This is a genomic window from Psychrobacter sp. Pi2-52 (assembly GCF_904846705.1).
Classification (GTDB): domain Bacteria; phylum Pseudomonadota; class Gammaproteobacteria; order Pseudomonadales; family Moraxellaceae; genus Psychrobacter.
In genome coordinates, this window is sequence record NZ_CAJHBS010000015.1 from 1 (window position 1) to 23635 (window position 23635).

Genomic DNA, 23635 nt, shown 5'->3' on the forward strand with positions numbered 1-23635 from the left:
TAAGTATTGGCTAATAACACCTTGTAACCTGCCCACTATAAAAAAGCTAAGACTATTGAAGTCTTAGCTTTTTTATTTCTACACAAAAATCTAAAAGATTAATCAATAAAGCTTAACCAATCCATATATTGCTCGTTACGACCATGAACCACATCAAAGTATAGGGTTTGGAGTTTCTCAGTCAATGGTCCTCGGCCGCCATTGCCGATAGTACGATCATCGTATTCGCGGATAGGTGTCACTTCAGCAGCGGTACCTGTCATAAATATCTCGTCTGCTAAGTAGAACTCATCACGAGTGATACGGCGTTCAACGACTTTGATGTCTAGATCAGCCGCGAACTGAAGGATAGTACGACGAGTGATACCATCAAGTGCACCGCCCGCTAAATCTGGCGTATGTAGCACGCCATCTTTTACCAAGAATAAGTTCTCGCCAGCACCTTGACACACATACCCTTGCGGATCCATCAAGATAGCTTCGTCATAACCATTACGAGTGACTTCTTGGTTGGCCATGATAGACACAGGATAGTTGCTTGAAGCTTTTGCCTTACACATAGTGACATTTGGCATATGATGCGTAAATGAAGAGGTTTTTACACGGATACCATTTTTGATACCTTCCTCACCAAGATATGCACCCCAGTGCCATGCAGCAACCATAGCATTGATGCTATTGTCACGTGAAGATAAGCCAAGCTTTTCTGCACCTACCCAAATGAGCGGACGAATATAAGCTTCTGCCAAGTTGTTTTGCTTGACCACATCCTTGTGTGCTTGCTCTAAAGTGGCAGCATCAAAAGGTACGTCCATTTGGAAGATTTTAGCTGAACCAAGGAGACGCTCAGTGTGTTCTTTTAAGCGGAAAATAGCGGTACGATTACCCGCTGTTTGGTAAGCGCGTACGCCTTCAAACACAGCCATACCGTAATGCAAGCTATGTGTAAGCACATGAACTTTAGCATCTGGCTGTTCGATCATCGTGCCGTTCATCCAAAGCTTACCATCTTGTGTTGCCATATTCATTTTATTGTCCTTATGCTAGCACTGACGTCTAACTTTTTTTAGGTAGGTTTTATTTAACAGTATTGATCAACATCGTATGATAACACCGCAGCGTCAATTTTTATTGCCTAAACAACAGCTTCATTATGACAAACGACTGACAGTATTATGATGATGTGTGACCGATTATATCACTGGCCGTCTTGGCAAATGAAATCTTTTGGTTTGGCACTATATGGTTTTTAATTATATCGTTCCTAGCTACCGATTCTATCCATAGTTTTCGTTTATAGCTTTTATTGAAAGTTTTTGTTCATAGCTTCTATTTATCGTAACGCATGACAGTTTAAGCGTCTCTTGGACTATCGGCAAGGCCTTAATCATACAAGTTTCGATATTACTCGTCGTCTGTCTCTACGCCCATGAGATGCTTCCACTGTGACTGTACTAACGCTCGCGTCTCCTGCCAGAGCGATTCATCGACCAATAATGACTGCTCTGATAGTGCTAACTGATGCGTGGCAGCACGTATTCTTAGATAGGCATCGGTCAAATCCTGACAGACTTGGTCATCCCAAATACCAAGCAAGGCAACTTCTGCAAAAATTCGCACATTATCGCTCCATTTGGTCAAACTCGGATATTCATGCGAGTAAGCCAATACGGCAAACTGTGCTAAGAACTCAATATCTACAATACCGCCTGCATCTTGCTTAAGATGAAATTTACCCGCTTCCTGCTGCCATTGGCTCGTGCCTAGATGCTTTTGCATTTTGATACGCATGCTAGTAACTTCACTACGTACTTGATCCAGTGTCCGTGGCAACGACAATACGTCGCGGCGAATATCACAAAAGCGTGCAGTGACTCGTCTGTCCCCGCAAATCGCACGAGCACGTACCAACGCTTGATGCTCCCATGACCATGCTTTATCCATTTGATAGGTTTCAAAGGCATGACAAGACACCACCATCATGCCAGCATTTCCCGAAGGCCGCAGACGCATATCAATCTCATAAGCACGGCCATCACGTGTTTGAGTATTGAGATAATTCATCAGTTTTTGTACAAGACGCGCGGCAAACTTCATACCACTGACTGATTTTTCACCAGTGGTCATGCCTTGTTCTTTTATCTTGTGTAAGAATACCAAGTCCAAATCTGAAGAATACGATAGCTCTAAGCCACCAAGCTTGCCATAACCGATAATTGCAAAGCCGCAGTCCGCTTCAGTGACTGGATCGCCATCTTGGCCAATAGGATACCCATAACGATTAACAATCTCTGCAAAAGCGCGCTCTAATGCTGCTTCTAGTACGACTTCAGCGATATAAGTCAATGAATCCGATACTTTCATTATCGGACGCTCAGCCAATACATCACTAGCAGCAACCGCCAATACTTGATTCTTCTTGAATAGACGTAGGACGCTCAATAGCTCTTCTTCATCGTTTGGCTCGACGCGTAGCAACTGTTGACGCAAGATATCACGCAGCTCACGCTTATCTGGCAGATGACGATAACGCTGCTGCAAAAAAGTATCCAATAGTACAGGGTACTGAGCCAACTCTTTTGCGATCCACGGGCTGGCAGACAACATTGGAATCAGCTCAATCGTTGCATTAGGGTTTTCAGCAATCATGACCAAGTAGATAGAACGGCGACAAATCGCTTCAAGCAGTGAGATCAATCTTGGTAAAGCAGTATTGGCAAGTTGCTGCTGTTCTTGATGGGCTAACAATGCATGGACAATGACAGGATACGCATCGTCTAAGCGCTCTCTGGCCTCATCACTTAAGTTAGCCACCATTTTTGATTGCCAAAAGCTCTGTAATAACTCGCGATTTTCTTCTGTTAGCACTTCATTTAAACGGGCAATTTGCTCATCTAAGTGCTCTGGTTCTAGATCAGTATCTTCGTTGTCAGGTACTTGACGCTCAGTGACCATACGCTCAAACGGCACATTGACACTCTCGCGATGACGATTAAGCTGGTCTAATAAGTCATGCCAGTTTTCAAAATTCAGCGTCACAGCTAGATTATGCTGCCATTGCTCATCGTGTGGTAAGCGCTGGGTCTGTTGGTCATTAATCGCTTGAATAGCATGCTCAAGCCGGCGTAAAAACCGATACGCGGCTTGTAGCTGCTCGTAAGTTGAATGCTCCAAGTAGCCAAGCTCACACAATACTTGCATCGCTTGCAAGCAAGGTTTTATTTGCAGCTGTGGATGCCGACCACCATAGATAAGCTGAAAGGCCTGTACAATAAACTCAATATCTCTAATGCCGCCCGCACCAAGCTTGATATTGTCCAAGTCTTCACGCTGTGCAACTTGATTTTGAATAAGAGACTTCATCTCTCTCAATGCCGAAAACGCACTGTAGTCCACATAATAACGAAAGACAAATGGCTTAATCAGCGCTTGTATCTCTTCATAAAATGGCTGGTCTATTTGTCCGACTACGCGCGCTTTTAACCAAGCAAAACGCTCCCATGCACGCCCATGCATTGTAAAGTACTTTTGCAATGCAGACAGATGAATGGCCAAATCACTTCCATCACCCCATGGACGTAAGCGCATATCTACTCGAAAGACAAAACCGTCAGCGGTCTTGTTATCAAGCAGTTTAATAATGCCTTGACCCAATCTGGTCATAAAGCGTTTGTTATCTATGCTACGTGTGCCTTTTGCCTTATTGCCATTGGTCTCGCCGCGTGCTTGATGCACAAATATTAGGTCAATATCACTTGATAAATTCAGCTCTTGCGCACCAAGTTTACCCATGGCCATGATTGCCATATCATCGATTTGTATATTGCCTTGTTCATTGATAAAGGTCGGCTCACCATACTTAGCAACCAAGTGCTGATAGGTATAATCCTTAGCAAAAGAGATACAGCCATCTGCAAACTCAGACAACTCATCGGTCAGCTGCTCCAGACTGATCGTCTGCAAGGCATCTTGCCAAATCCAGCGCATCATTAGTAGCGTGCGCAAGTGACGCAGACCACTCATGACCTTGATTTCATCAGCGAGTTGATAGTTCTCATCTAGCGTATAATCTTGTATCAGATCATCGATTTGCTGACGGGTCAGCGTACTATTCAATGGATAGCTACGCAAAAACGTCTGACACGAAACGGTCCGACTTTCCCAAATCTGATAAGCAAATTCGCTCGCTGTCTGCAGGACTTGCAGTTGTTCTACGGTAGGCTGATAATCTGTACCATTATTCACACGTGAGGGCATAGCAGGTAACATAGTGACAAAAACTCCTTACATAGAATGGTAAGACTACGTGAACCTAGCTCATAAGTTTATTGTTTTTTCTTACGAGGCAGTCACAGCACCAAATAATAATATTCAGTGTGCCTACACTTGAGATAAAACCACGTTAAATAACAGTGACTCTATTTGGTTTGCGGCGCTTTATGGTAGCATAAACATCTTTGATAGAGACGACGCACTTCTCTTTTATGACATAACGATATTTGACGTGACAGTATGATCCGCTGTATGTCTCATTATCAGTATAAATTCTGTTTTCTGTCACGCAAATTTGCACACAAGCACTATAATAATAACGACCAAATGACTTTATACAAAGCATTTATAGCAACTCGGCCATAATTTTTAAACTCTTATTTACAATATGTGATACTGCGCCTTATGACGACCACTCCCCCGTTACTACTGATTACTGCTGACCCTAGTCACCCATTGGCACACTTGGCGTTACGCTATGCACGCGCTTACCTGAAGAACGCAGCGAATAGTCATGATATTGATAACAATGACACTAATAGTACAGGTACAGGCAGCAGCGATAATGCTACCTCTGAACAACCCCTGCTCAATGTCTTCTTTTATGGCGACTCGGCTCACATAGCCAATCGCTTGCGTTGGCAGTCAGCCGATCAATTAGACTTGACCAAAGAATGGCAGTCTTTGGCTGAGCAGTATCAATTACCCCTGCCTGTTTGTGTCAGTACAGCCCTTAGCCGCGGTGTGAGTGATGTAGACAACAGCTCACGTCATCAGCTTGACGGTGCCAATCTTGCGACAGGGTTTACCTTAGTGGGACTCAGTGAGCTTGCCATGATGATGCAAGACGACTGTCGTTTGATACAATTTTGATAGTGTGTCGTTTGATAACTTGTCTATTGAGATCACTGGTAGCGGTAAATATTTTTAGGAATACATAATGAGATTATTAATTCAGCTGCACACGCCCACTGAAGCAGCAAGCTACGAAGGTTGTGCACTTGCACTAACTCTAGCAACATTTGGTCATGAGGTGCAATTGTTCTTAGATGCGCCGGTCTTCGGCTTATTGATGCAATCTGACTCGCGGCTGCATGGCATGATTCAGTCACTTGAGCTTTACGATATGCCCGCAGCTTGGCTACCTGATGATGTCTTTAGTGGCTGGGTCACTGGTATGTTGCCGACAGATCTGGCATCACAGCTCACACTCGTGCCTGAGGTCATCAACTCGCAAGACTTTGAGCAGATACTTACCTTTTAAGACGCTGTATAACTTAGATTTATAAAATAATAAAGCACGTAATCGGACACTTTTATGGCAACTTTATATCAATTGCATAGTACGATGGATACCCTTAGACGCAGTACTGAAGAGATGTCTCGCACTTGGCGCACGGGCGATAGTATTATTTTACTCGGCAGCACTCCTGCTTTTATCGACTGGCTCAATGCTTATTTAAATGATAGCGATATCGAGGATATTGCTGGTATTTACGCATTAGCAGACGACATCGAACAGCTAACAGCAAATACAACTGGCAAGCTTAATTTAGAGACTAAATTGACTGCTATTTTAACCGACGCAGAATGGGTCAATCTGACTCAAAGCAGTCAGTTTGACAAAGTGGTGACGATTGCCTTATGAGTAATGACATGACCACTCACAACGCTGCATTATCAGCGGCTGATATCGAATTAGATCAAGACGGCCATCTATGTGACCATACGATTTGGACGCCTGCTATCGCGCAGCAATTGGCAGACACGTTAGAGGTTAATCTGAGCGATGAGCATTTAGAAGTTTTGCAACAAGTGCGCGCGTTTTTTGACAAATTTAATCACGCGCCAGCAACCCGTCCATTAATTAAATGGCTACAAAAGACTTTGCCAGAACTTGATATTAGCAATCAAAAGCTACAGCAATTGTTTAATACAGGTTTGGTTGCGCGTCATGTCAATCGCTTAGCAGGACTACCAAAACCACCAAACTGTTTATAAGTTCTTTATAAGCGATCAGATACAATCAATGTCGCACTAGAAACTCATCATATGTACATGAGCAGTATCTAATATTTTACTGCTCATTAAGTACGCAAATACTTTTAAGTCTATAGTTATTGCTTTGTAGAATCACTATTTTGGGTCGTAGACTGTCAATGTCTCATAACCAACGCTACGACCTTCATCACCTGTAAACCCTTGCTGTCGCCATATCTCGTACAAACAAATGGCTACGCTATTTGATAAGTTTAAACTACGAGAGTCAGCTAGCATAGGCAGTCTTAGCCAGTTATCAGCACCGATATCTTCACGTATATCATCTGCCAGACCTGCCGTCTCAGAACCAAATACTAGCGCAATATTGGGCATAGCAGCCTTATCAGATGCTTCAGAGTCCGAGTGCTTACCAAAGTCATAATCGTAGAACGGTTTGCTCAGTTTAGTTGTCAATGCGGTAACGACATTGCAGTCAGCGGCTTGTAGCGCTTGTCTCGCAGCCGTCCAATCATCATGCACTTGCAAATGAGCATATTCATGATAATCAAGGCCTGCGCGGCGTAGCTTTTTATCATCAAGCCCAAACCCTAATGGTCTAACTAAATGTAGCTGTGCCCCGCTATTGGCACACAGTCGAATAATATTGCCAGTGTTACTCGGCATTTTTGGTGCTACTAGCACAATATGGATGGTCATTCTTACTCCAAAAATATTCAGCACTCTATTATTTAAGTTTATGGACGGTAGGTAATTGAAAGTTACAGTTTACTGCCAATAATTACATTTTGATACTGTGCAGCGTTTTTAACTTTCATTATGATGTCTGTAATGGATAACGCGATAGCATTTATGTATGACTGTCTCATCCAATACCTCTTCAGTGAATCTTGAGCACGATGCTTAGCATCACTGTTGTTACTTATAACCACTCATTTATTTTTGGGGATACTATTATGAAAAAAGTAATCATCGCATCTTTAACTGCTATGTTCGTTTTAACTGGTTGCAACACGTTTAAAGGCCTTGGCCAAGACGTATCAAGCGCTGGTGATGCTGTAACTGGCGGCGCACAAGACGTACAAGATAAAATCTAAGGTTTGATTTTTTTAGATTTTATAAAGGGCTTATCATTTATTTGATAAGCCTTTTTTATGTTAGTACCTCGCTGCTATTAAACAATCATCTAAGTGCCGTTTTATAAAAAAGCGCGTAATATTTGATTGAGATAACGCTGACCTAATACAGTCGGTTGCAACTGCGTATCACTATCTACCAACAACCCTTGTTTGACAAGACTGTTCACTTGTTCAGTAATACTATTAAGCGTTAATCCAGTTCTCTTTTCAAACAGTGACCAAGCGACACCGCCATGTAAGCGTAATGCATTTAGCATAAACTCGCTCACCAATTCTTCTTGATCAATCGCTTGCCAGCCAACCATTTTTGGTGTGATTTGGCGTATATCAGACACCTCTGTGGTATCTGGATTTATTACCACATAATCTTTTGGCAAACGTGATTTACTAAAGCGATAGATACCTGACGCTACTAACAAGTCATCTTCCATTTTATCTTTTACGTCTGATGAATTATCACCATTGCTATCGTTACAACCAATCGTCACTTTACCATGTGCTCCTGCGCCGATTGCTAAATAGTCGCCAAACTGCCAATAGTTGATATTATGACGACATGGTTTGTCTGACTCACCTGCCCACGCAGATACCTCATAGTTGTTATAGCCTAATTGCTGCAATAACGACTGACCTGCTTGTTCGATATCTGCCAAATTGTCTTCATCGGGTAAAATAGGCTGACTGCGGTAAAATACGGTATTTGGCTCAATAGTCAGTTGATACCAAGAGATATGCGTTGCACCAGCATCATGCGCCATTTGGATATCTTCTAGCGCTTCATTCATGGTTTGCTGCGGTAGACCGTGCATCAGGTCGACGTTGACCCGTGCAAATCCAGCCGCTTTGGCAGCTCGAATTGCTGATAACGCCTGTACAGGATCATGGATACGTCCTAGTACCTTCAGCTTGTCAGCAGCGAAGCTCTGTACGCCGATAGACAGACGATTGATACCAACTTCTAAATACTGAGCAAATGGTGCATGCTCAAGCGTGCCGGGATTGGCCTCCATCGTGACTTCGATGTCTTCTGCAAATTCAAAACATGTACGTAAACCAGTAAACAGTCGCTGATACTGAGCAATAGGTAACAAAGACGGCGTGCCGCCACCAATAAATATCGAACCAATTTTTCGGCCCTGAGCTAAAGGTTGCTGCATCGCGGCGTCTAACAGTAATGCATCGACGTATTCCTCATACATGGATAGCTCACTGTCTATCGGTAGCTCATGCGAATTAAAATCACAATAAGGACACTTCTTCACACACCACGGGATGTGAATGTAAAGAGACAATGGAATGTCTGTCACATTGACCTCGATAGTATCCGTCGTTGGTTCAGTAAGGCTTAACGTATTCAGGTCATTTGGCATGCTGTCTGTATTTACTTTGGGCATAAATAAACTTATTTTGTAGTGATCAATAATGATCGGTCTTGAAAGTAACGCTAGGATAGCGACTAGATGAGATAAAGAAAAGCCTATCTCTCATAAAACTATTAACAAAAACACGTAGAAGCGCCCTATTCACCATCGCAACTTATGGGCAGTATATAGAGGGTCCGTTAAAAAAAGCTTCTACTAAAAACAGAAACTGTTTAAAACATGTTTGAGGGTGAGTCAATAGAAACTAACCCTAATAATTTTAAGAACGAATTGAAGAATAAATAAAAAATAAAAGGACAGATATATGGCATATTGGTTAATGAAATCCAACCCTAAATTTTTTGGTATTGAAGATTTGCAGCGTTTGGACACCGACGGATGGGACGGCGTTCGCAACTATCGTGCACGTAATTTTATGCGTGATGATATGAAAGTTGGTGACAAAGTGTTCTTTTATCACTCTAGCGCCAAGCCGTCTGGAGTCGCTGGTATTATGACAGTTACTACAGCAGGGTATCCTGATCCTACTCAATTTCACCCTGAGCATCGTCATTATGATCCTATTGCGACTGAAGAGGCACCTCGCTGGTATATGGTCGATCTCACCTTTGAGCAAGCTTTTACAGAGGTGTTACCACTATCAGAGCTAAAGTTTTTGCCAGCTTTGGAAGACTCGTTATTATTGAGGAAAGGCTGTCAGCAATTAACAGTGATTCCATTAGAGCCCAAACATTGGCGAGCAATTATGGATATGGCGGAGACGCTTGAGTTGTTGCCGGAGTAAACTTATTAAATCATCTCTGAGCTATTGGCTATTGGCTATTGGCTATTGGCTATTGGCTATGAAATAGAGTACAAAAAACCTAAGATTAATGCCTGTATAGCGGCGCTAAAGCGTTGACATCATAGTGTGGCTTCTTTACCATCTTATTATGTATATGACCTGTCAATCCACTACTTGGATCGACGGGTTATTTTTATTTTAGTGTCTTTACTTTTATTTTCATACTCTGCCTATCTACTTATGCAACATTATAAGCTTGCTCATATTATTTATCGGAGTATTATCGTCGGCACTACTCTCCTTGCTGCGTCAATCTTAGTCGATTGATAGCAGTGTTTGTTTATTAATAATAACTACCTTAATAACAATTACCGTAAAGAATAAAAAGTTGCTTACCATGGTTTTTCCATTGTCTTTCAAAGATTTTAAAAGCTACAGCTTACGTCTAGGCGTACTCGCCCTCCCTATCTTGATCACTCAGTTTTGCCAAGCCGCACTTGGCGTGGTCGATGCCATCATGGCAGGTCAAGTTTCGGCGCTTGATTTGGCTGCGGTAGCAGTTGGCTCTGGTATTTGGCTACCATTGTTTTTATTGGCCACAGGTGTGCTTATCGCAACCACACCTCTGATTGGTGAAGCGATTGGTCAAGACCAGCACGGCCAAGTGCCGCATATCACGCAGCAGTCCTTATGGACCGCAGGTGTCATTGGCATTATCGGTTTTATCATTGTCAATTTAGCTCCCAATGTTCTTGGCATTATGGGTGTCCCAGAAAACATTCAGCCGATAGCGACGCAGTATTTACATGGTGTCTCATTTGGTTTCCCAGCGCTCGCTGTATATGCCGTCCTGCGCAGTTATTGTGAGGCATTGGGTCGTCCTGAGCCTGTAACTGTCATTAGTATCATTGGCCTGCTCGCAGATATCCCTTTGAACTATATTTTTATTCATGGGTTATTTGGCATGCCAGAAATGGGCGGTGCAGGTTGCGGGGTGGCAACAGCATTGGTGTTATGGATAAATGTCCTATTGCTTGCAGCCTATACTAGCTTCACGAAACGTCGCGAATTTGTGAGCACGCGATTCTTTTATGGCTTCTCTAGCCCTAATCGTACACAGATTAAAAAACTGTTAAAACTTGGTATTCCTATTGGTATCTCTATCTTCTTTGAAGCCAGTTTATTTAGCTTAGGCGCACTCGTTATCAGTCCATTGGGTGAGCTAGCAACAGCATCGCATCAAGTGGCGCTGTCAGTGACCTCACAGCTATTTATGATACCGATATCGGTCGCCATGGCGCTCACTATCATGGTCTCCAATCGATTTGGTCAAAAAAACCTATTGGCACTGCGCCAAGTGCAAGCTACTGGACTGGTATGGACCGTATTGATCGCTTTAACCTGTATGGTTGGGATATGGCTATTCAGACCAGAACTAGCAGCAGCATTCACGGATAACCCAGAGGTCAGAGCCCAGTCTATGCATTTGCTTATCTTTGCACTCGCCTATCAGTTATTTGATGGCTGGCAGGTTAACGTCGCTGGTATATTGCGCGGCATGCAAGATACCACCATACCGATGTGGGTAACGCTCTTCTGCTATTGGTTAGTTGCCCTACCACTTGGCGTCTATCTAGTGCGTTTTACTGACGTTGGTGCACAAGGGTTTTGGATGGCGTTGATTACAGGTTTGTTCTTATCATCTATTTTACTTACTTTGCGTCTACGCTATCAGCAAAAACGCTTAACTATGCTATGGGGTTAAGCCAATTGCTTATTGATTGAATTTTATAGTCATTGTTAGCGTCATTTGATCATACAGAATATGAAAAATCGTAGATATTTTCTTGCTAAAAAGATGGCTTACGTCAAAATATGTAAAAATTCTCAGTTAACAACTGTACATTGATTGCTCATTGCCCTGAATCTAGGTATCATTAGCAATTAATTAGACAATATTTAGTTACACTATTTCTCGAATTTAGTACAAGGCCAGATAAAAACTATGGATATTGAAAAAATACGCACCCTCATCGCCCTTATGGAAGAAAGTGAACTGGTTAATTTAGAAATCAGTTCTGACGACGAGCATATTAGCTTAACTCGTCACTATGATGCCCCTGCGCCAACTATGATGGCTGCCCCTGCTGCGAGCGCTGCTCCTGCTGCCGCTGTCGAAGGCAAACCTGCAGAAAAAGCGGGTAGCGTTGAATCTTCACCAATGGTTGGTGTTTTCTATTCAGCACCAAGCCCTAATGACCCACCATTTGTGAAAGTTGGTCAAAAGGTTCAGGCAGGTGATACTTTAGGTATCATCGAAGCTATGAAAATCATGAACCCGCTTGAAGCGACTCAAAGTGGTATCGTTGACGAAATCTTGGTAGATAACTCTGAAGTCGTACAGTTCGGTCAACCTGTCATACGCTATAAAGCGTAACGATATTTGCCATACTTTATTTCATTATGGCTGACTTTTGGTATATATACCGCGTCAATGCTAAATAACATGATGCTATGTATCGAAACTCAGTCAATGACTGACGCTTCGACAAGGATGAACCCATGATAAAAAAATTGCTCATTGCCAACAGAGGTGAAATTGCCCTGCGCATCGTCCGCGCCTGTAAAGCGCTAGGTATCGAAACGGTAGGTGTCTACTCTACTGCTGATGCCAACTTGATGCACTTGCGCTTTGTTGATGAGGCAATTTGTATTGGCAAGCCTAATGCTAACCAAAGCTACCTTGATATCAATACCATCTTAACTGCTGCTGAAATCACTGGTGCAGATGCTATCCATCCCGGTTACGGCTTTTTGTCTGAGAATGCTGAATTTGCTGAACAAGTAGAAGAAGCAGGATTGACCTTCGTTGGTCCTAATGCTGATCATATTCGCCTTATGGGCAACAAAGTTTCTGCCATCAACGCTATGAAAAAAGCTGGCGTACCAACCGTACCTGGTTCAGTTGGCGCTGTGACCCTGCATAATGCTGAAGAGCAAGCACGCAATATCGGCTTCCCACTATTGATTAAAGCGGCTTCTGGCGGCGGTGGACGCGGTATGCGTGTGGTTGAACGCTTTGACGAACTAATTGGTCAAGTACAAGCGGCCAAACAAGAAGCTGAGCTCTGGTTCGGTGACGACACTGTCTATATGGAGCGCTATCTACAAAACCCGCGCCACGTAGAAGTACAGGTACTAGGTGATGGTAATGGTAATGCTATCCATCTATATGACCGTGATTGCTCATTGCAGCGTCGCCATCAAAAAGTCCTAGAAGAAGCACCTGCACCTGACATCCCAGATGATGTACGTGAGCCAATCTTAAAAGCTTGCGTAAAAGCGTGTGAGCTTGTTAAGTATCGCGGTGCTGGTACGTTTGAATTCTTGTTTGAAAATAACGAGTTTTTCTTTATTGAAATGAACACTCGTGTACAGGTTGAGCATCCAGTGACTGAGATGATTACTGGTATTGATGTTGTCGTCGAGCAGCTCAAAATTGCTGCCGGTTATGGTTTGTCTTATCGTCAAAGTGAGATTGAGATCCAAGGTCATGCGATCGAATGTCGTATTAACGCCGAAGATGCAGCGACTTTCGTACCTTGCCCAGGTACTATCAGTCAATTGTTCACGCCAAGTGGTTCTGGTATCCGTTTTGACTCTCATCTATACCCTGGCTATGAGATACCGACCTATTACGATTCATTGATTGGTAAGCTTATATGTCACGGTCAAACTCGTCAGCAAGCTATTGCTAAGACAGTACATGCCCTTGATGAGCTGATTATCGAAGGTATCAAAACCAATATACCTTTGCATCGTGATGTGATTTTGGCGGATGAGAACTTTACTCGTGAAGCGCAAAATATTCACTATCTCGAAAGAGAGCTGCTGACTGCAAATAAAACTAAAAAAGACTCATAGGCTGAAATACTTGTAGAGTCTACTAAGCTTAATAAGTTCTCTGCAATTATCATTTTAAAAACATATAAAAAAACCGCTATTAATATAGCGGTTTTTTTATGTCATCAATAAGCTGTCAATTATACGTAAAGTACAATGGACAATCCTGATTACGGTAACACTCTATTGAAGTTCATAAAGCATTCGTTACCATCAGGATCAGCGCACCATTGCATCTGATTACCATCATGATTAATAAATGCAATTAACGCTTCATCAGTTTGATCGATCTGATTGCCTGAGCAGTCTACTTCATTATTATCATAAACAGTCTTGATCGCAATCACTGGCAGACCTTCTTCACGATGGGTGACTAGATAGCGGCCGTATGTCCACTCTTTGCCGCTGACAGACCACATCTCATTATCCGCACTAAAGTTATATAGCTCGCGGCACTGGTTAGACTTACTAACTGATGCAAGTAAGTTCTTACTAGTAGTTGGTTTAATGTTTAGAACCCGCTCTTCACTTTGAGTCAGTACGCCGCCGTCCATGCCCGTCATCACCTTAGGCTCTACACTGCTAGGCTTTTGCGCACTATCTGACGCCGACTGATTAGCTTCCGCTTCCTTAGTCATCATGGCGTGAGTAGAATGAGCGCTGCTATCTAAGTCTATTTCCCACTGTCCGGCAATGGCTGGACTAATGTGAGTGGTGATGGTCGGCTTGGTAATAGCCTCACCGTTCGCAGGCAATGAAGCCAAAATAGATGCTAGCGTGAATGAAGCAAATGAGATAGGTTCCATAATTAACCTTATATTTATAATATTTTAATATATACATTAGCGTAAGTCTTAGACACCAAAAACACAAGTAACATTATGCTATTGCTCATAAACCTATAGTCGGAACTTCATAGGTATTTATAGAAAAAAATAACGCCATCGCTTTACTTGCTAGAGACAAGAAGCGATGGCGTTATTAGCATACAGAATTCTTCGTGATATCAATGACTACTTAACACTAAGCAGCTTCTGTATTTAGCGCTTGAGCAAAAGCTGATAACGCCCCTTTTAGCATGGCTGACACCGTACTGCTGCAAGTACCGATGCCAGAGTATACCTCGCCATCAACATTTAACTGAATGTAAGCGGCAGCGTTGGCATTGGTTTTGTTATCACTATTGGTATCATCATCGATACCATTACCACTGTTATGATGCGGGTTAATCGCATGCTCTGCATAGTTAATAATATGCAAGGATTTGCCAGTATGCTGTGCAAGTCCATCAATAAACGATGATAATGGGCCGTTACCCGTGCCATCAATATCAATAGTATCGCTATTCATTTGTACTTGACCACTAAAGTAAACCGCACCGCCTTTATTGTTGACGCTATAGTCTAGCAGCTCAAACTTGCCTTGCTGCAAGTAAGTATCCTCAAAGGTCTGCAAGATTTCATCATTCTGCAGCTCACGTGCCGCTGCTTCAGCTTGCTTTTGTACCACACGGCTAAAGTCAATCTGCATCCAACGTGGTAAGTTGAAACCGTAGTTTCGCTGCAAGATATATGCGACGCCGCCTTTGCCCGACTGGCTATTGATACGTACCACATCTTGGTAGCTACGGCCAATATGCGCAGGATCAATGGGTAGATAAGCCACATCCCAGACATTGTCTGTTTCCCTCTGATTACTTTCATTGTAATCAAGAGATTTTTTGATAGCATCTTGATGTGAGCCACTAAATGCCGTGAAGACCAACTCGCCTACATAAGGATGGCGCGGGTGCAATGGTAAGTTATTGCATTCGCTCACAACCTGTACGATTTCACTCATGTTGCTAAAATCAAGCTCAGGATCGATACCTTGGCTAAATAAGTTCATGGCCATGACCATGATGTCCATGTTACCTGTACGCTCACCGTTACCAAGCAATGTGCCTTCGATACGATCCGCGCCCGCAAGCACGCCCAATTCGGCGGCAGCTACCGCACAGCCACGGTCATTATGAGTATGCAAGCTCACAATCACATGCTCGCGCTGGGCCAGATTGCGGCAGAAGTACTCTACTTGATCAGCAAAGACATTAGGCATAGAGGCCTCAACAGTCGCTGGTAAGTTAAAAATAACTTCCTGACCCTGCTGTGGTTGCCACACGTCACACACTGCATCGCAAACCTCTACAGCATATTCAGTCTCTGTCTGGCTAAAGCTCTCTGGCGAGTACTGAAACACCCAATCTGTCTCAGGGTACTTTGCTGCATATTCTTGCAATAGCTTAGCACCTGCAATAGCAATCTCTTTGATTTCAGCTTTATCTTTGCCATAGACTTTTTCACGTTGTACACGGCTGGTTGAGTTATAGACATGGACAACCGCACGTTTAGCACCTTTTAATGATTCAAAAGTACGGGCAATCAAATGCTCGCGCGCTTGTACCAATACTTGTAGCGTTACATCTTCAGGTACGTGGTTTTCTTCGATAAGCTTACGAGCAAAGTCAAATTCTACCTGCGCCGCTGATGGAAAACCAATCTCAATCTCTTTAAAACCAACATCTACTAAAGTCTTAAAGAAGCGCATTTTTTGTTCAATGGTCATCGGATCAATCAGTGCTTGGTTACCATCACGCAGATCCACACTTGCCCATATCGGTGACTTCTCAATCGTTTTACTTGGCCAAGTACGATCTGGCAGCGATGGCGCAAATGCAAATGGACGGTATTTACGGAAGTCAAAAGCAGCACTTTTTGGTGTGATCTTTGCAGTCCCTGTGGCTGCAGTGTGCGTGGCTTGGTCAGACATAATCAATCCTTAGATGACTTGGTTATTTATATATTTAGCTAGGCGATTAGCTGTTGATTAGATCAGTATTTATCATACGAGATAACTAGTGTTCATACCATAATAATATCAAAGTTTAACAGAGAGAAACCTGCTTTCTTTTACTTTATTTTCTGTTATTTTAGTGGAAAAACACAATTTAGACATTATAATCGAATAAATTCACTATTAAGGCTTGAGAAATGCCAGACAATTATATTGATAGTACAGGAACTGCAGATATAGACGAGATAGATAAACAGTTGCTACGCTTACTGCAAACGCAGGCGCGCATGAGTATTACTGAACTTGCTGAACGCGTCCACCTGTCTGCCACCCCTTGCGCACGTCGTATCAAACGCTTAGAGGATGCGAACATTATCACTGGCTACCACACCAAAACAGATGCACAAAAACTTGGCTATCCGCTAGCCGTGTTTATCGCTATTAGCATGGATCGACATACAGCAGAACGTTTTGAGCAGTTTGAACGCAAAGTTCAGAGCTTTGAGGAAGTCATTAGCTGTAGTATTGTTACAGGCCGCACCGAAGACTATCTGATTAAGGTCAGGGTACGTGATATGACACATTACGAAGAGTTTTTATTGCATCGCCTCAATCGTATCGAAGGCGTGGCCCAAGTTCATACCAGTTTTGAACTACGAGAAGTATTTAGCCGTAGCGTGGTTTAGACGATCTAAACGGTCGTTGATGACTGTCGACGAAACCATACTAATAGTACAAATCCGATCATTAATCCGATAGCAGCAACAAGCAACCCTGCATTGAAATTGCCATCTTTCCCTGCCAGTGCCACTGTCACCAAAGGTCCCAAAAACTGCCCCAATGCATAAGCCAACGTTGCCAAAGCAATCAGTAAATTAGAATAGGCAGGATTGATGTTTTTAAATAAAGTCAGTGTCATCGATACCATACCGACGAAGGTCAATCCCAAAATCGCAGCATTGCCATATAATCCAAATGCACCATCAAACCATATCGGCAAGCACATCCCAAATGCTTGCAATACCGTCAGCCCCATTAAGGTTTTTATCTCACCGATACGTTTGGCAAGCGCGCCCCATAGGGGGTTTGACAACATCGCAAAAATACCAACGACCAACCAAATCATGAGTCCAGCATACGTCTGTGTTGTTAGACGTTGTGCTGCCATAACGGGTAAAAAAGTTGCTGAGCTGATATAACCAAACCCTGCCAGTACGTAGCTGAAAAAAAGTAAAGTAAGCGCTTTATGATGTCCAGAAATTGCCTCATATAAGGAGCGTTTAAAGTTTACATAGGTCTGGTGCACTGACACGTGTTGTTTGGCATCAATCTGCTGTGAATCAACAGCTTGTACTTGTCTTGGCTTTATCGCATAAAGTAGCCACACAAGCGGTAAACTGGTGACGCCTGCGACTAGCCAAATTACATCGAAGTGATAGCCTAATTTTAATAGCCACCACGTTACGATGGCAGAGGCGCTGATGCCGACACCAATACCTGCATAGTGGACTGCTGACAATACAGAACGGCGCTCAGGGCTGAGGGTTTGAATCACAAACGACGAGCTTAGAATCATCGCCACGCCACTTGCAATGCCTGCAATTAAGCGAATGATATACCATAGCGTGAGCGACATATTTGGTATGACGAGTAACATCGTGGTGACAACACTGATAATCGCCCACAGCGTCATCGCCTGCCATGTCGAGCGCTGAGGCACAAACATAGCGATAAGAGCGCCAATAAAGTAACCGATATAATTGATTGATGCCAACCAGCCTGCAATCGTCGTTGATAACGACAATTGCACCATAATATCAGGTAAGGTGGCGGTAAAAAGAAAGCGGCCATAACCCATGACGACTGCCATGCAGTACATACCGATACAGGCAATGGCAGCTTCGTTGGTAATCATCGGGATCATACGGCTTTTAAAAGCAGTCATCATGACAGAGCCATTTTTGTGGCAATTAGCACACAATCCTTTGTGTTAGACAGTCAAAAGCAGTAATAAATAAACGCAGAAATAGAGAAGTTATTAGATATATTAGGCCAGCATAAAGTTATTAGCGAAAACTATGATACGTCTAACGCTGGTGTCTCTACTGTATCCTGCCCTAGCATTTGCACCCGCTGATCGCTAAACATATCCATATCTGGAGCTAGCGTACGCATAAACCGATCAAAATACAACATCTGTTTGGTTAATAGAGCAAAATCGCGTGGAAAGTGAATACCATGACGTTTGCCAACTTCAACAATCTCAAGCATCATTTTATTAAGCTCATCGGCTTGTTCTTTACTATTGAAAGGTACACCACTGGTAAAGGTTTTATCTTCTGCCATGATGGTTGTCATCATACGCTGTAAGTCATTCCCCAGTGTAGCCACATCGACTTTATTGCCACCATGCGTCATTTCCATATCAATCATATGCCGAGCCATGGCTTGATAGTCACTGTCTTGCATGGCTTGCATCATGCCCATACATGCACGCCAGCTCTCAGCTTTGAGCTTACCGACGATACCAAAATCTAAAAATCCAATACGGCCATCGGTCAATAGCATCAAATTACCAGCATGCAAATCAGCATGGAAACTATTGCACAGCATCAGACTAGCAAACCATGTGTTCAACGTATCTGCCATGACTTGTGCAGGATCAGCACAGTACTGACGCATGAGCGACTCATCGACCATAGAGACGCCATATAGTCGGCTCATCGTCAGTACACGCTTGGTGGTCAAATCCTCATATACAGTTGGTGCAACGACGCGAGTATTGCCTGATACCGCTAAGAACTGCTGAAAATCGCGGATGTTCTGGGCTTCAGCGATAAAGTCCGTCTCGGCAAGCATACGCAGGCGAATCTCATCAATAATCGGTGCAATACTCGCAAACTTCATCGATGGCATCAGGATCTCAATTAGCTTAGTTACGCCATGCAATACACCCAAATCAGTCTGCATGATGGTCTCGACGCCAGGCTTTTGTACCTTTAGCACCACTTCATCACCATTGTGCAATCGTGCTGCATGCACTTGAGCGATCGAAGCTGAGGCTAATGGCTCTGAGTCAATATGCGCAAACGTATCATCAAGGGTCATGCCATCAGTCGCTAGTTCTTCTTTTAGCACTTGCTCAATATAAGCATAAGACAATGGCGTGGTTTGATCCAAGCAGCTCTGGAATGCCTTTACATAATCACGTGGAAACAATGACGGTGTACTGGCGATAAATTGACCGATTTTGATATAAGTCGTACCTAACTGCTCAAAGGTTTCTTTGAGTAGCATCGCGTCAGGTTTCTCACCTTTTGCCACTCTTAGCGCAGACAGACCTGCCACACTCGCTGTTTGGCGAACACGGTTCATGACATTAAAAGTATGCTTTAATAAATGCGGACGATGAATTTTCATAAAAAACAACTATGGTAATAAGAAGGAGGTTTGAAGATAGGCAATACACTATAAAAATGCGTTAAAATCAGATTACTCAGTTATAGCCGGTTCAATATAATTTGGATACAAGGAAGGCGAGTGAAAGTACTACAACTCGTAGACTAAGCAAGCTTAACACCGTATCCAATTTATAGAGGATTGACTATAGGACTGCTACAGACAGGACACTGTGAGTCTTTTCGATAGCCCATCAGCCGCTGCTGCATCTGACTACCATCCCATATGAGCAGCTTGTTTGTCAGTAGATTTTTGGTTAATCCTAAATATTGCAGTGCAGTATTGGCTTGTAGATTACCCATGACGGCAGTGGTACTGGCCAGCACACCAGAGTTGGCACACGTACGTTCGTCAGCGGCTTCGTCAAGCACCACTGAGCCAAACACGCAATGATAGCAACCAGTATCGAGCTGAGGTTCGAACAGTGCTAACTGCCCTTGCATCGCAATCGCTGAGGCTGATAACAGCGGAATCTGGTAGCGTACACTAATGCGATTAATAATATCGCGCGTGGCAAAATTATCCGTACAGTCTAAGAGTAAGTCAGGCTTGCCTGCTGCTATATCGAGCAATTCATAAGCGTTCTCTTCATCTAACCTTGCCACTGTTCCGCGAGCTTTTATCAAAGGATTGATGCGCGCTAACATGGCTGCTGCGGTCAGTGCTTTAGACTGACCGATATCTTCTGGCAAAAACAGCGTTTGCCGTTGTAGATTGCTCGCCTCAATCTCGTCATCATCAATCAGATGGACATAACCTACCCCTGCACGTACCAATGTCTCAGACGCAGGGCAACCTAGCCCGCCTGCCCCTATTATGACCACACGTGCTGTCTTTAATCGCAGCTGAGCGTCCATATCCCAACCGTCTAATAATACTTGCCGAGCATAACGGAGCAGCTCATCATCCGATAGCTGTACCATCTCTTCTACCATATTCATCTACAACCTATAATCAAAGAAATCTACTATCGAAAAACCATCTACTGGACTTGCCCTAGCGTAACGCGATCATTATCACCGTAGTCTTTTACGGTATGTACTGATTCAAAACCACTATTCAAAAACAACTTGCGAACAGCATCCCCTTGATCATAGCCATGTTCAATGGCCAATAACCCACCTGTACAGAGATATGTCGTTGCTTGCTGGACGATATGCTCGATATCAGCCAAACCCTGATGGGATGCACTGAGCGCACTAATCGGTTCAGCTGTTAGACCTGCCAAATGCTCGTCTGTCTCGTCAATATACGGAGGGTTGGAGACGATGATATCAAACTGCGGCTCATCATTAGTAGGTAGCGCTTGATACCAACTGCTTTGGACAAACTCAACATTGGCAACATTATTGCTCATAGCATTGTGCTGAGCCACTTTAAGCGCTTCTAGTGATAAATCAACCGCCACGATTTGCCAGTTAGCTTGCTTAAGTTCATGAGCGAGACTGATAGCGATACAACCTGACCCTGTGCCCAAATCTAACAATCGCTTATTATTGAGTTGCACTGGCCGAGCGTTTATCCAGTTCAATACCTGTTCAACCAATACCTCGGTATCAGGCCTAGGAATCAAAGTATGCTCGTTTACCTTAAAGTTAAGCGACCAAAACTCTTGCTGTCCAGTCAAGTACGCAAGCGGTATGCCTTTCTGCATTTTTATCACACCGTCATTGAACCGTGCGACCTCACTATCAGTGAGCTGATAATCTTCATCAGTCATCAATGCTATCGCAGGCTTATCAATGACATACAACAACCAATCCGTTAGCCAAAACGACGGTAGCCGATTATTTGACTCACCATTCGTCAGTTGTTGAATCTGCTGCTTGATTTGACGAATGGTCGATATGGTCATAGATAGCTCTTAAAAAACAGTGGATGGATAAAGGTAAAATGCTGCTTAGCCTACTCTGTCGCGCGTGGCGGCTCTTTGGTATCGGTCAGGTTAGGATTGGTTTTGCTTAGTTTATCACCTATCCCATTGCCGCCGCTGCTATCATTATTGTCATCGCCGTAAATATCATCGTTATCGCCAATGACAATATGTCTATCGACAAAGTAAATCAGTGCCAGAATTGGAATACCGATAGCAAAGGTAAAGATAAAGAAAAATGGATAACCCATATTATCGACGATAGCACCAGAATAGCCACCCATCACTTTTGGTATCAGGGTCATCAATGAGGAAAAAATCGCATACTGTACAGCAGTAAAGCGAATCGAGGTCAGTGCTGATAAGAAAGCGATAAATACAGCGCTCGCAAGGCCCGCAGCCAAGTTATCAAATATCACTGCCATATACATGATTGGCAGGCTACCTGGGTTGTATGTCAATACCACAAACAACAGGTTAGTTGCACACGCTAAAATCGCGCCAATCATCATGGCATGCATGATACGGAAACGCTGAGCCAAAATACCGCCCAAGAAACCGCCTGCAATTGCCATAATCACGCCGACCAGTTTTACGGCATTGGCGATATCTGTTTTGCTAAAGCCCATGTCTTGATAAAAGACATTAGAGATCACGCCTGCGACGATATCTGAGATACGGTATAGACCAATCAAGGCCAATAGCAGCAGGGCTTTTTTGCCATAACGTCGGAAAAAATCTAAGACAGGCTCGATCCATGTTGCCATGGCCACTTCTTTTTTCACCAGTCCTACTTGTACTAGTGCATAACCTGCTGCCATTGCCGCGCCTAAACTTACTAATAAGTGCAAGGTTTCTACAAAGAAACTAGAAAAGGCGCCTTCAAACTCTGGCAGGACTTGCCCCATCAATATATAAGCAGCGATAAAGGCAATTACTGAAAACACAAACAACGCTACCAGTCTGACGTAGTCTTCACGAGTTTCAGCGACTAAAGGGGCTTTGTTAATGATTTTTGGTTGATTGATAATAAAGTACAGTAATAATAATGGCGCGAACGCGACCAATGCTAAAAAGTAAAATTTAATTGCTGGCATTACCATTAGTGGTATCAAGGCCACTGTGCTATCAAATACTGTATTGATCAAAATATTAATCAGGTAAATAACACCAAACAGTAGACCTGGGATAAGTAGTAACGCAGAATAAATTAGGAATACTTTTAAGTTACCCTTCTGCTTTTTACTTTGCAGGGTCTCAGCGGTTGGCTCATAACTGGCAAACGTCGTTAATACCCCTAAGGTCATGACTCCTGCCATGATGTAATAGGTGTTGCGCCACGCTTCATAACTATAAAACGTCTCATTTGAGCCGAAATAATCAGCCAAATATAACGCGCCTGCCCCAGCGACAATCATACCGATACGGTAGCCTGACACATAGATAGAAGACAGAATAGACTGCATAGACGGCGGTGCAAGCTCAATACGGTACGCATCAATCACGATATCTTGTGTCGCAGAAGAGAACCCAAGCAACACGGCCGCGCCTGCCATATAAACCAAGACATCTTCGCTAACAGGATTTACCCTTGCCATTAAAAAGATTGCCAACACAATAAGCAGCTGTGATACCACCATCCAACTACGACGACGCCCTAACCACTTGGTCAAAAACGGCACAGGGAGCGCATCAATCAATGGCGCCCAAATAAATTTGAACGAATACCCCAATGCTGCCCAGCTGAACATAGTGACGACACTACGATCAATGCCTGCTTCTCTCAGCCATAGCGATAGACTTGAGAAAATCAGCAGAATGGGTATACCCGCTGAAAACCCCAAAAACAGCATAATAATGACACGAGGATCGAGATAAGCTTTTGTGGCCTCGCCCCATGATTTTTTGGCAATTGGTTGATTGGGCGGTACAGATTTGACAGCAGACATAATAACTCACCAACAATTCAGACAAAGAACACAACCGCGCACAA

General features: G+C 43.3%; 21 protein-coding genes. 10 read left to right on the forward strand and 11 right to left on the reverse strand.

The genetic code is table 11. The features are described from left to right. Nucleotides 1-98 precede the first annotated feature (98 nt). Both JMY00_RS08960 and glnE read right to left on the reverse strand, forming a co-directional pair. Nucleotides 99-1028, reverse strand: a complete 930-nt coding sequence (locus tag JMY00_RS08960; protein ID WP_201579920.1) for a branched-chain amino acid transaminase — start codon at nucleotides 1026-1028, stop codon at nucleotides 99-101. A 376-nt stretch (nucleotides 1029-1404) separates the two neighbouring features. Then, entirely contained in the window at nucleotides 1405-4269 is a 2865-nt protein-coding gene (glnE, locus tag JMY00_RS08965; protein ID WP_201579921.1) for a bifunctional [glutamate--ammonia ligase]-adenylyl-L-tyrosine phosphorylase/[glutamate--ammonia-ligase] adenylyltransferase, read from the reverse strand. 408 nt (nucleotides 4270-4677) lie between these two features. Here glnE and tusD point away from each other — a divergent pair, with 408 nt between their 5' ends. The 4 genes from tusD (at nucleotide 4678) to JMY00_RS08985 (ending at nucleotide 6273) form a co-directional block, all read left to right on the forward strand. Beyond that, complete coding sequence (tusD, locus tag JMY00_RS08970) at nucleotides 4678-5145, forward strand: sulfurtransferase complex subunit TusD (protein ID WP_201579922.1); 468 nt, start codon at nucleotides 4678-4680, stop codon at nucleotides 5143-5145. A 67-nt stretch (nucleotides 5146-5212) separates the two neighbouring features. Continuing rightward, nucleotides 5213-5536, forward strand: a complete 324-nt coding sequence (locus JMY00_RS08975; protein WP_101204423.1) for a hypothetical protein — start codon at nucleotides 5213-5215, stop codon at nucleotides 5534-5536. A gap of 54 nt (nucleotides 5537-5590) precedes the next feature. Next, on the forward strand, nucleotides 5591-5920 hold the full coding sequence (locus JMY00_RS08980; RefSeq protein WP_201579923.1) for a hypothetical protein: 330 nt from the start codon (nucleotides 5591-5593) through the stop codon (nucleotides 5918-5920). Nucleotides 5921-5928: 8 nt separating this feature from the next. After that, entirely contained in the window at nucleotides 5929-6273 is a 345-nt protein-coding gene (locus JMY00_RS08985; RefSeq protein ID WP_238053025.1) for a TusE/DsrC/DsvC family sulfur relay protein, read from the forward strand. 135 nt (nucleotides 6274-6408) lie between these two features. Here the strand turns inward: JMY00_RS08985 and JMY00_RS08990 are convergent, their stop codons facing one another. Next, nucleotides 6409-6969, reverse strand: a complete 561-nt coding sequence (locus JMY00_RS08990; protein ID WP_201579924.1) for a tRNA (cytidine(34)-2'-O)-methyltransferase — start codon at nucleotides 6967-6969, stop codon at nucleotides 6409-6411. A gap of 257 nt (nucleotides 6970-7226) precedes the next feature. On the opposite strand from JMY00_RS08990, the gene JMY00_RS08995 reads away from it, so the two are divergent. After that, entirely contained in the window at nucleotides 7227-7367 is a 141-nt protein-coding gene (locus JMY00_RS08995; RefSeq protein WP_201579925.1) for an entericidin A/B family lipoprotein, read from the forward strand. 101 nt (nucleotides 7368-7468) lie between these two features. Here the strand turns inward: JMY00_RS08995 and hemW are convergent, their stop codons facing one another. Next, entirely contained in the window at nucleotides 7469-8779 is a 1311-nt protein-coding gene (gene hemW, locus JMY00_RS09000; RefSeq protein WP_201579961.1) for a radical SAM family heme chaperone HemW, read from the reverse strand. Between the two features lie 316 nt (nucleotides 8780-9095). On the opposite strand from hemW, the gene JMY00_RS09005 reads away from it, so the two are divergent. The 4 genes from JMY00_RS09005 to accC all read left to right on the forward strand — a co-directional run bounded on the left by JMY00_RS09005 (nucleotide 9096) and on the right by accC (nucleotide 13499). Next, nucleotides 9096-9575: an EVE domain-containing protein gene (locus tag JMY00_RS09005; protein WP_201579926.1), complete on the forward strand. Its 480-nt coding sequence runs from the start codon at nucleotides 9096-9098 to the stop codon at nucleotides 9573-9575. A gap of 397 nt (nucleotides 9576-9972) precedes the next feature. Next, on the forward strand, nucleotides 9973-11340 hold the full coding sequence (locus tag JMY00_RS09010; RefSeq protein WP_201579962.1) for an MATE family efflux transporter: 1368 nt from the start codon (nucleotides 9973-9975) through the stop codon (nucleotides 11338-11340). A gap of 240 nt (nucleotides 11341-11580) precedes the next feature. Further along, nucleotides 11581-12012: an acetyl-CoA carboxylase biotin carboxyl carrier protein gene (gene accB, locus JMY00_RS09015; protein WP_102092842.1), complete on the forward strand. Its 432-nt coding sequence runs from the start codon at nucleotides 11581-11583 to the stop codon at nucleotides 12010-12012. Between the two features lie 125 nt (nucleotides 12013-12137). Next, nucleotides 12138-13499, forward strand: coding sequence for an acetyl-CoA carboxylase biotin carboxylase subunit (gene accC / locus JMY00_RS09020; RefSeq protein ID WP_201579927.1), 1362 nt, complete (start codon nucleotides 12138-12140; stop codon nucleotides 13497-13499). Nucleotides 13500-13648: 149 nt separating this feature from the next. On the opposite strand, the gene JMY00_RS09025 is transcribed toward accC, so the two are convergent. Next, on the reverse strand, nucleotides 13649-14284 hold the full coding sequence (locus tag JMY00_RS09025) for a hypothetical protein (RefSeq protein ID WP_201579928.1): 636 nt from the start codon (nucleotides 14282-14284) through the stop codon (nucleotides 13649-13651). Nucleotides 14285-14501: 217 nt separating this feature from the next. After that, complete coding sequence (leuA, locus tag JMY00_RS09030) at nucleotides 14502-16286, reverse strand: 2-isopropylmalate synthase (RefSeq protein ID WP_201579929.1); 1785 nt, start codon at nucleotides 16284-16286, stop codon at nucleotides 14502-14504. 221 nt (nucleotides 16287-16507) lie between these two features. On the opposite strand from leuA, the gene JMY00_RS09035 reads away from it, so the two are divergent. After that, a complete protein-coding gene (locus JMY00_RS09035) occupies nucleotides 16508-16996 on the forward strand; it encodes an Lrp/AsnC family transcriptional regulator (RefSeq protein WP_134292182.1) in 489 nt (162 codons plus the stop codon). Nucleotides 16997-17001: 5 nt separating this feature from the next. On the opposite strand, the gene JMY00_RS09040 is transcribed toward JMY00_RS09035, so the two are convergent. The 5 genes from JMY00_RS09040 to JMY00_RS09060 form a co-directional block, all read right to left on the reverse strand. Continuing rightward, entirely contained in the window at nucleotides 17002-18258 is a 1257-nt protein-coding gene (locus tag JMY00_RS09040; RefSeq protein ID WP_201579930.1) for a YbfB/YjiJ family MFS transporter, read from the reverse strand. 128 nt (nucleotides 18259-18386) lie between these two features. After that, nucleotides 18387-19730 (reverse strand): AarF/ABC1/UbiB kinase family protein, encoded by a 1344-nt coding sequence (locus JMY00_RS09045; protein WP_201579931.1) that lies wholly within the window; start codon nucleotides 19728-19730, stop codon nucleotides 18387-18389. Between the two features lie 170 nt (nucleotides 19731-19900). Next, entirely contained in the window at nucleotides 19901-20710 is an 810-nt protein-coding gene (locus JMY00_RS09050) for a HesA/MoeB/ThiF family protein (protein WP_201579932.1), read from the reverse strand. 41 nt (nucleotides 20711-20751) lie between these two features. Next, on the reverse strand, nucleotides 20752-21624 hold the full coding sequence (gene prmC / locus JMY00_RS09055; RefSeq protein ID WP_201579933.1) for a peptide chain release factor N(5)-glutamine methyltransferase: 873 nt from the start codon (nucleotides 21622-21624) through the stop codon (nucleotides 20752-20754). Nucleotides 21625-21674: 50 nt separating this feature from the next. Further along, entirely contained in the window at nucleotides 21675-23591 is a 1917-nt protein-coding gene (locus JMY00_RS09060; protein ID WP_201579934.1) for an MFS transporter, read from the reverse strand. Nucleotides 23592-23635 lie beyond the last annotated feature (44 nt).

Coding starts and splice junctions, on each gene's coding strand:
- prmC (WP_201579933.1), bottom strand. CDS start 21,624: ATGACCATATCGACCATTCGTCAAATCAAGCAGCAGATTCAACAACTG.
- JMY00_RS09025 (WP_201579928.1), bottom strand. CDS start 14,284: ATGGAACCTATCTCATTTGCTTCATTCACGCTAGCATCTATTTTGGCT.
- JMY00_RS08975 (WP_101204423.1), top strand. CDS start 5,213: ATGAGATTATTAATTCAGCTGCACACGCCCACTGAAGCAGCAAGCTAC.
- accB (WP_102092842.1), top strand. CDS start 11,581: ATGGATATTGAAAAAATACGCACCCTCATCGCCCTTATGGAAGAAAGT.
- JMY00_RS08985 (WP_238053025.1), top strand. CDS start 5,929: ATGACCACTCACAACGCTGCATTATCAGCGGCTGATATCGAATTAGAT.
- leuA (WP_201579929.1), bottom strand. CDS start 16,286: ATGTCTGACCAAGCCACGCACACTGCAGCCACAGGGACTGCAAAGATC.
- JMY00_RS09060 (WP_201579934.1), bottom strand. CDS start 23,591: ATGTCTGCTGTCAAATCTGTACCGCCCAATCAACCAATTGCCAAAAAA.
- JMY00_RS09005 (WP_201579926.1), top strand. CDS start 9,096: ATGGCATATTGGTTAATGAAATCCAACCCTAAATTTTTTGGTATTGAA.
- JMY00_RS09050 (WP_201579932.1), bottom strand. CDS start 20,710: ATGAATATGGTAGAAGAGATGGTACAGCTATCGGATGATGAGCTGCTC.
- JMY00_RS08995 (WP_201579925.1), top strand. CDS start 7,227: ATGAAAAAAGTAATCATCGCATCTTTAACTGCTATGTTCGTTTTAACT.
- glnE (WP_201579921.1), bottom strand. CDS start 4,269: ATGTTACCTGCTATGCCCTCACGTGTGAATAATGGTACAGATTATCAG.
- tusD (WP_201579922.1), top strand. CDS start 4,678: ATGACGACCACTCCCCCGTTACTACTGATTACTGCTGACCCTAGTCAC.
- JMY00_RS08980 (WP_201579923.1), top strand. CDS start 5,591: ATGGCAACTTTATATCAATTGCATAGTACGATGGATACCCTTAGACGC.
- JMY00_RS09035 (WP_134292182.1), top strand. CDS start 16,508: ATGCCAGACAATTATATTGATAGTACAGGAACTGCAGATATAGACGAG.
- JMY00_RS09040 (WP_201579930.1), bottom strand. CDS start 18,258: ATGATGACTGCTTTTAAAAGCCGTATGATCCCGATGATTACCAACGAA.
- JMY00_RS09010 (WP_201579962.1), top strand. CDS start 9,973: ATGGTTTTTCCATTGTCTTTCAAAGATTTTAAAAGCTACAGCTTACGT.
- JMY00_RS08990 (WP_201579924.1), bottom strand. CDS start 6,969: ATGACCATCCATATTGTGCTAGTAGCACCAAAAATGCCGAGTAACACT.
- accC (WP_201579927.1), top strand. CDS start 12,138: ATGATAAAAAAATTGCTCATTGCCAACAGAGGTGAAATTGCCCTGCGC.
- JMY00_RS09045 (WP_201579931.1), bottom strand. CDS start 19,730: ATGAAAATTCATCGTCCGCATTTATTAAAGCATACTTTTAATGTCATG.
- hemW (WP_201579961.1), bottom strand. CDS start 8,779: ATGCCAAATGACCTGAATACGTTAAGCCTTACTGAACCAACGACGGAT.
- JMY00_RS08960 (WP_201579920.1), bottom strand. CDS start 1,028: ATGAATATGGCAACACAAGATGGTAAGCTTTGGATGAACGGCACGATG.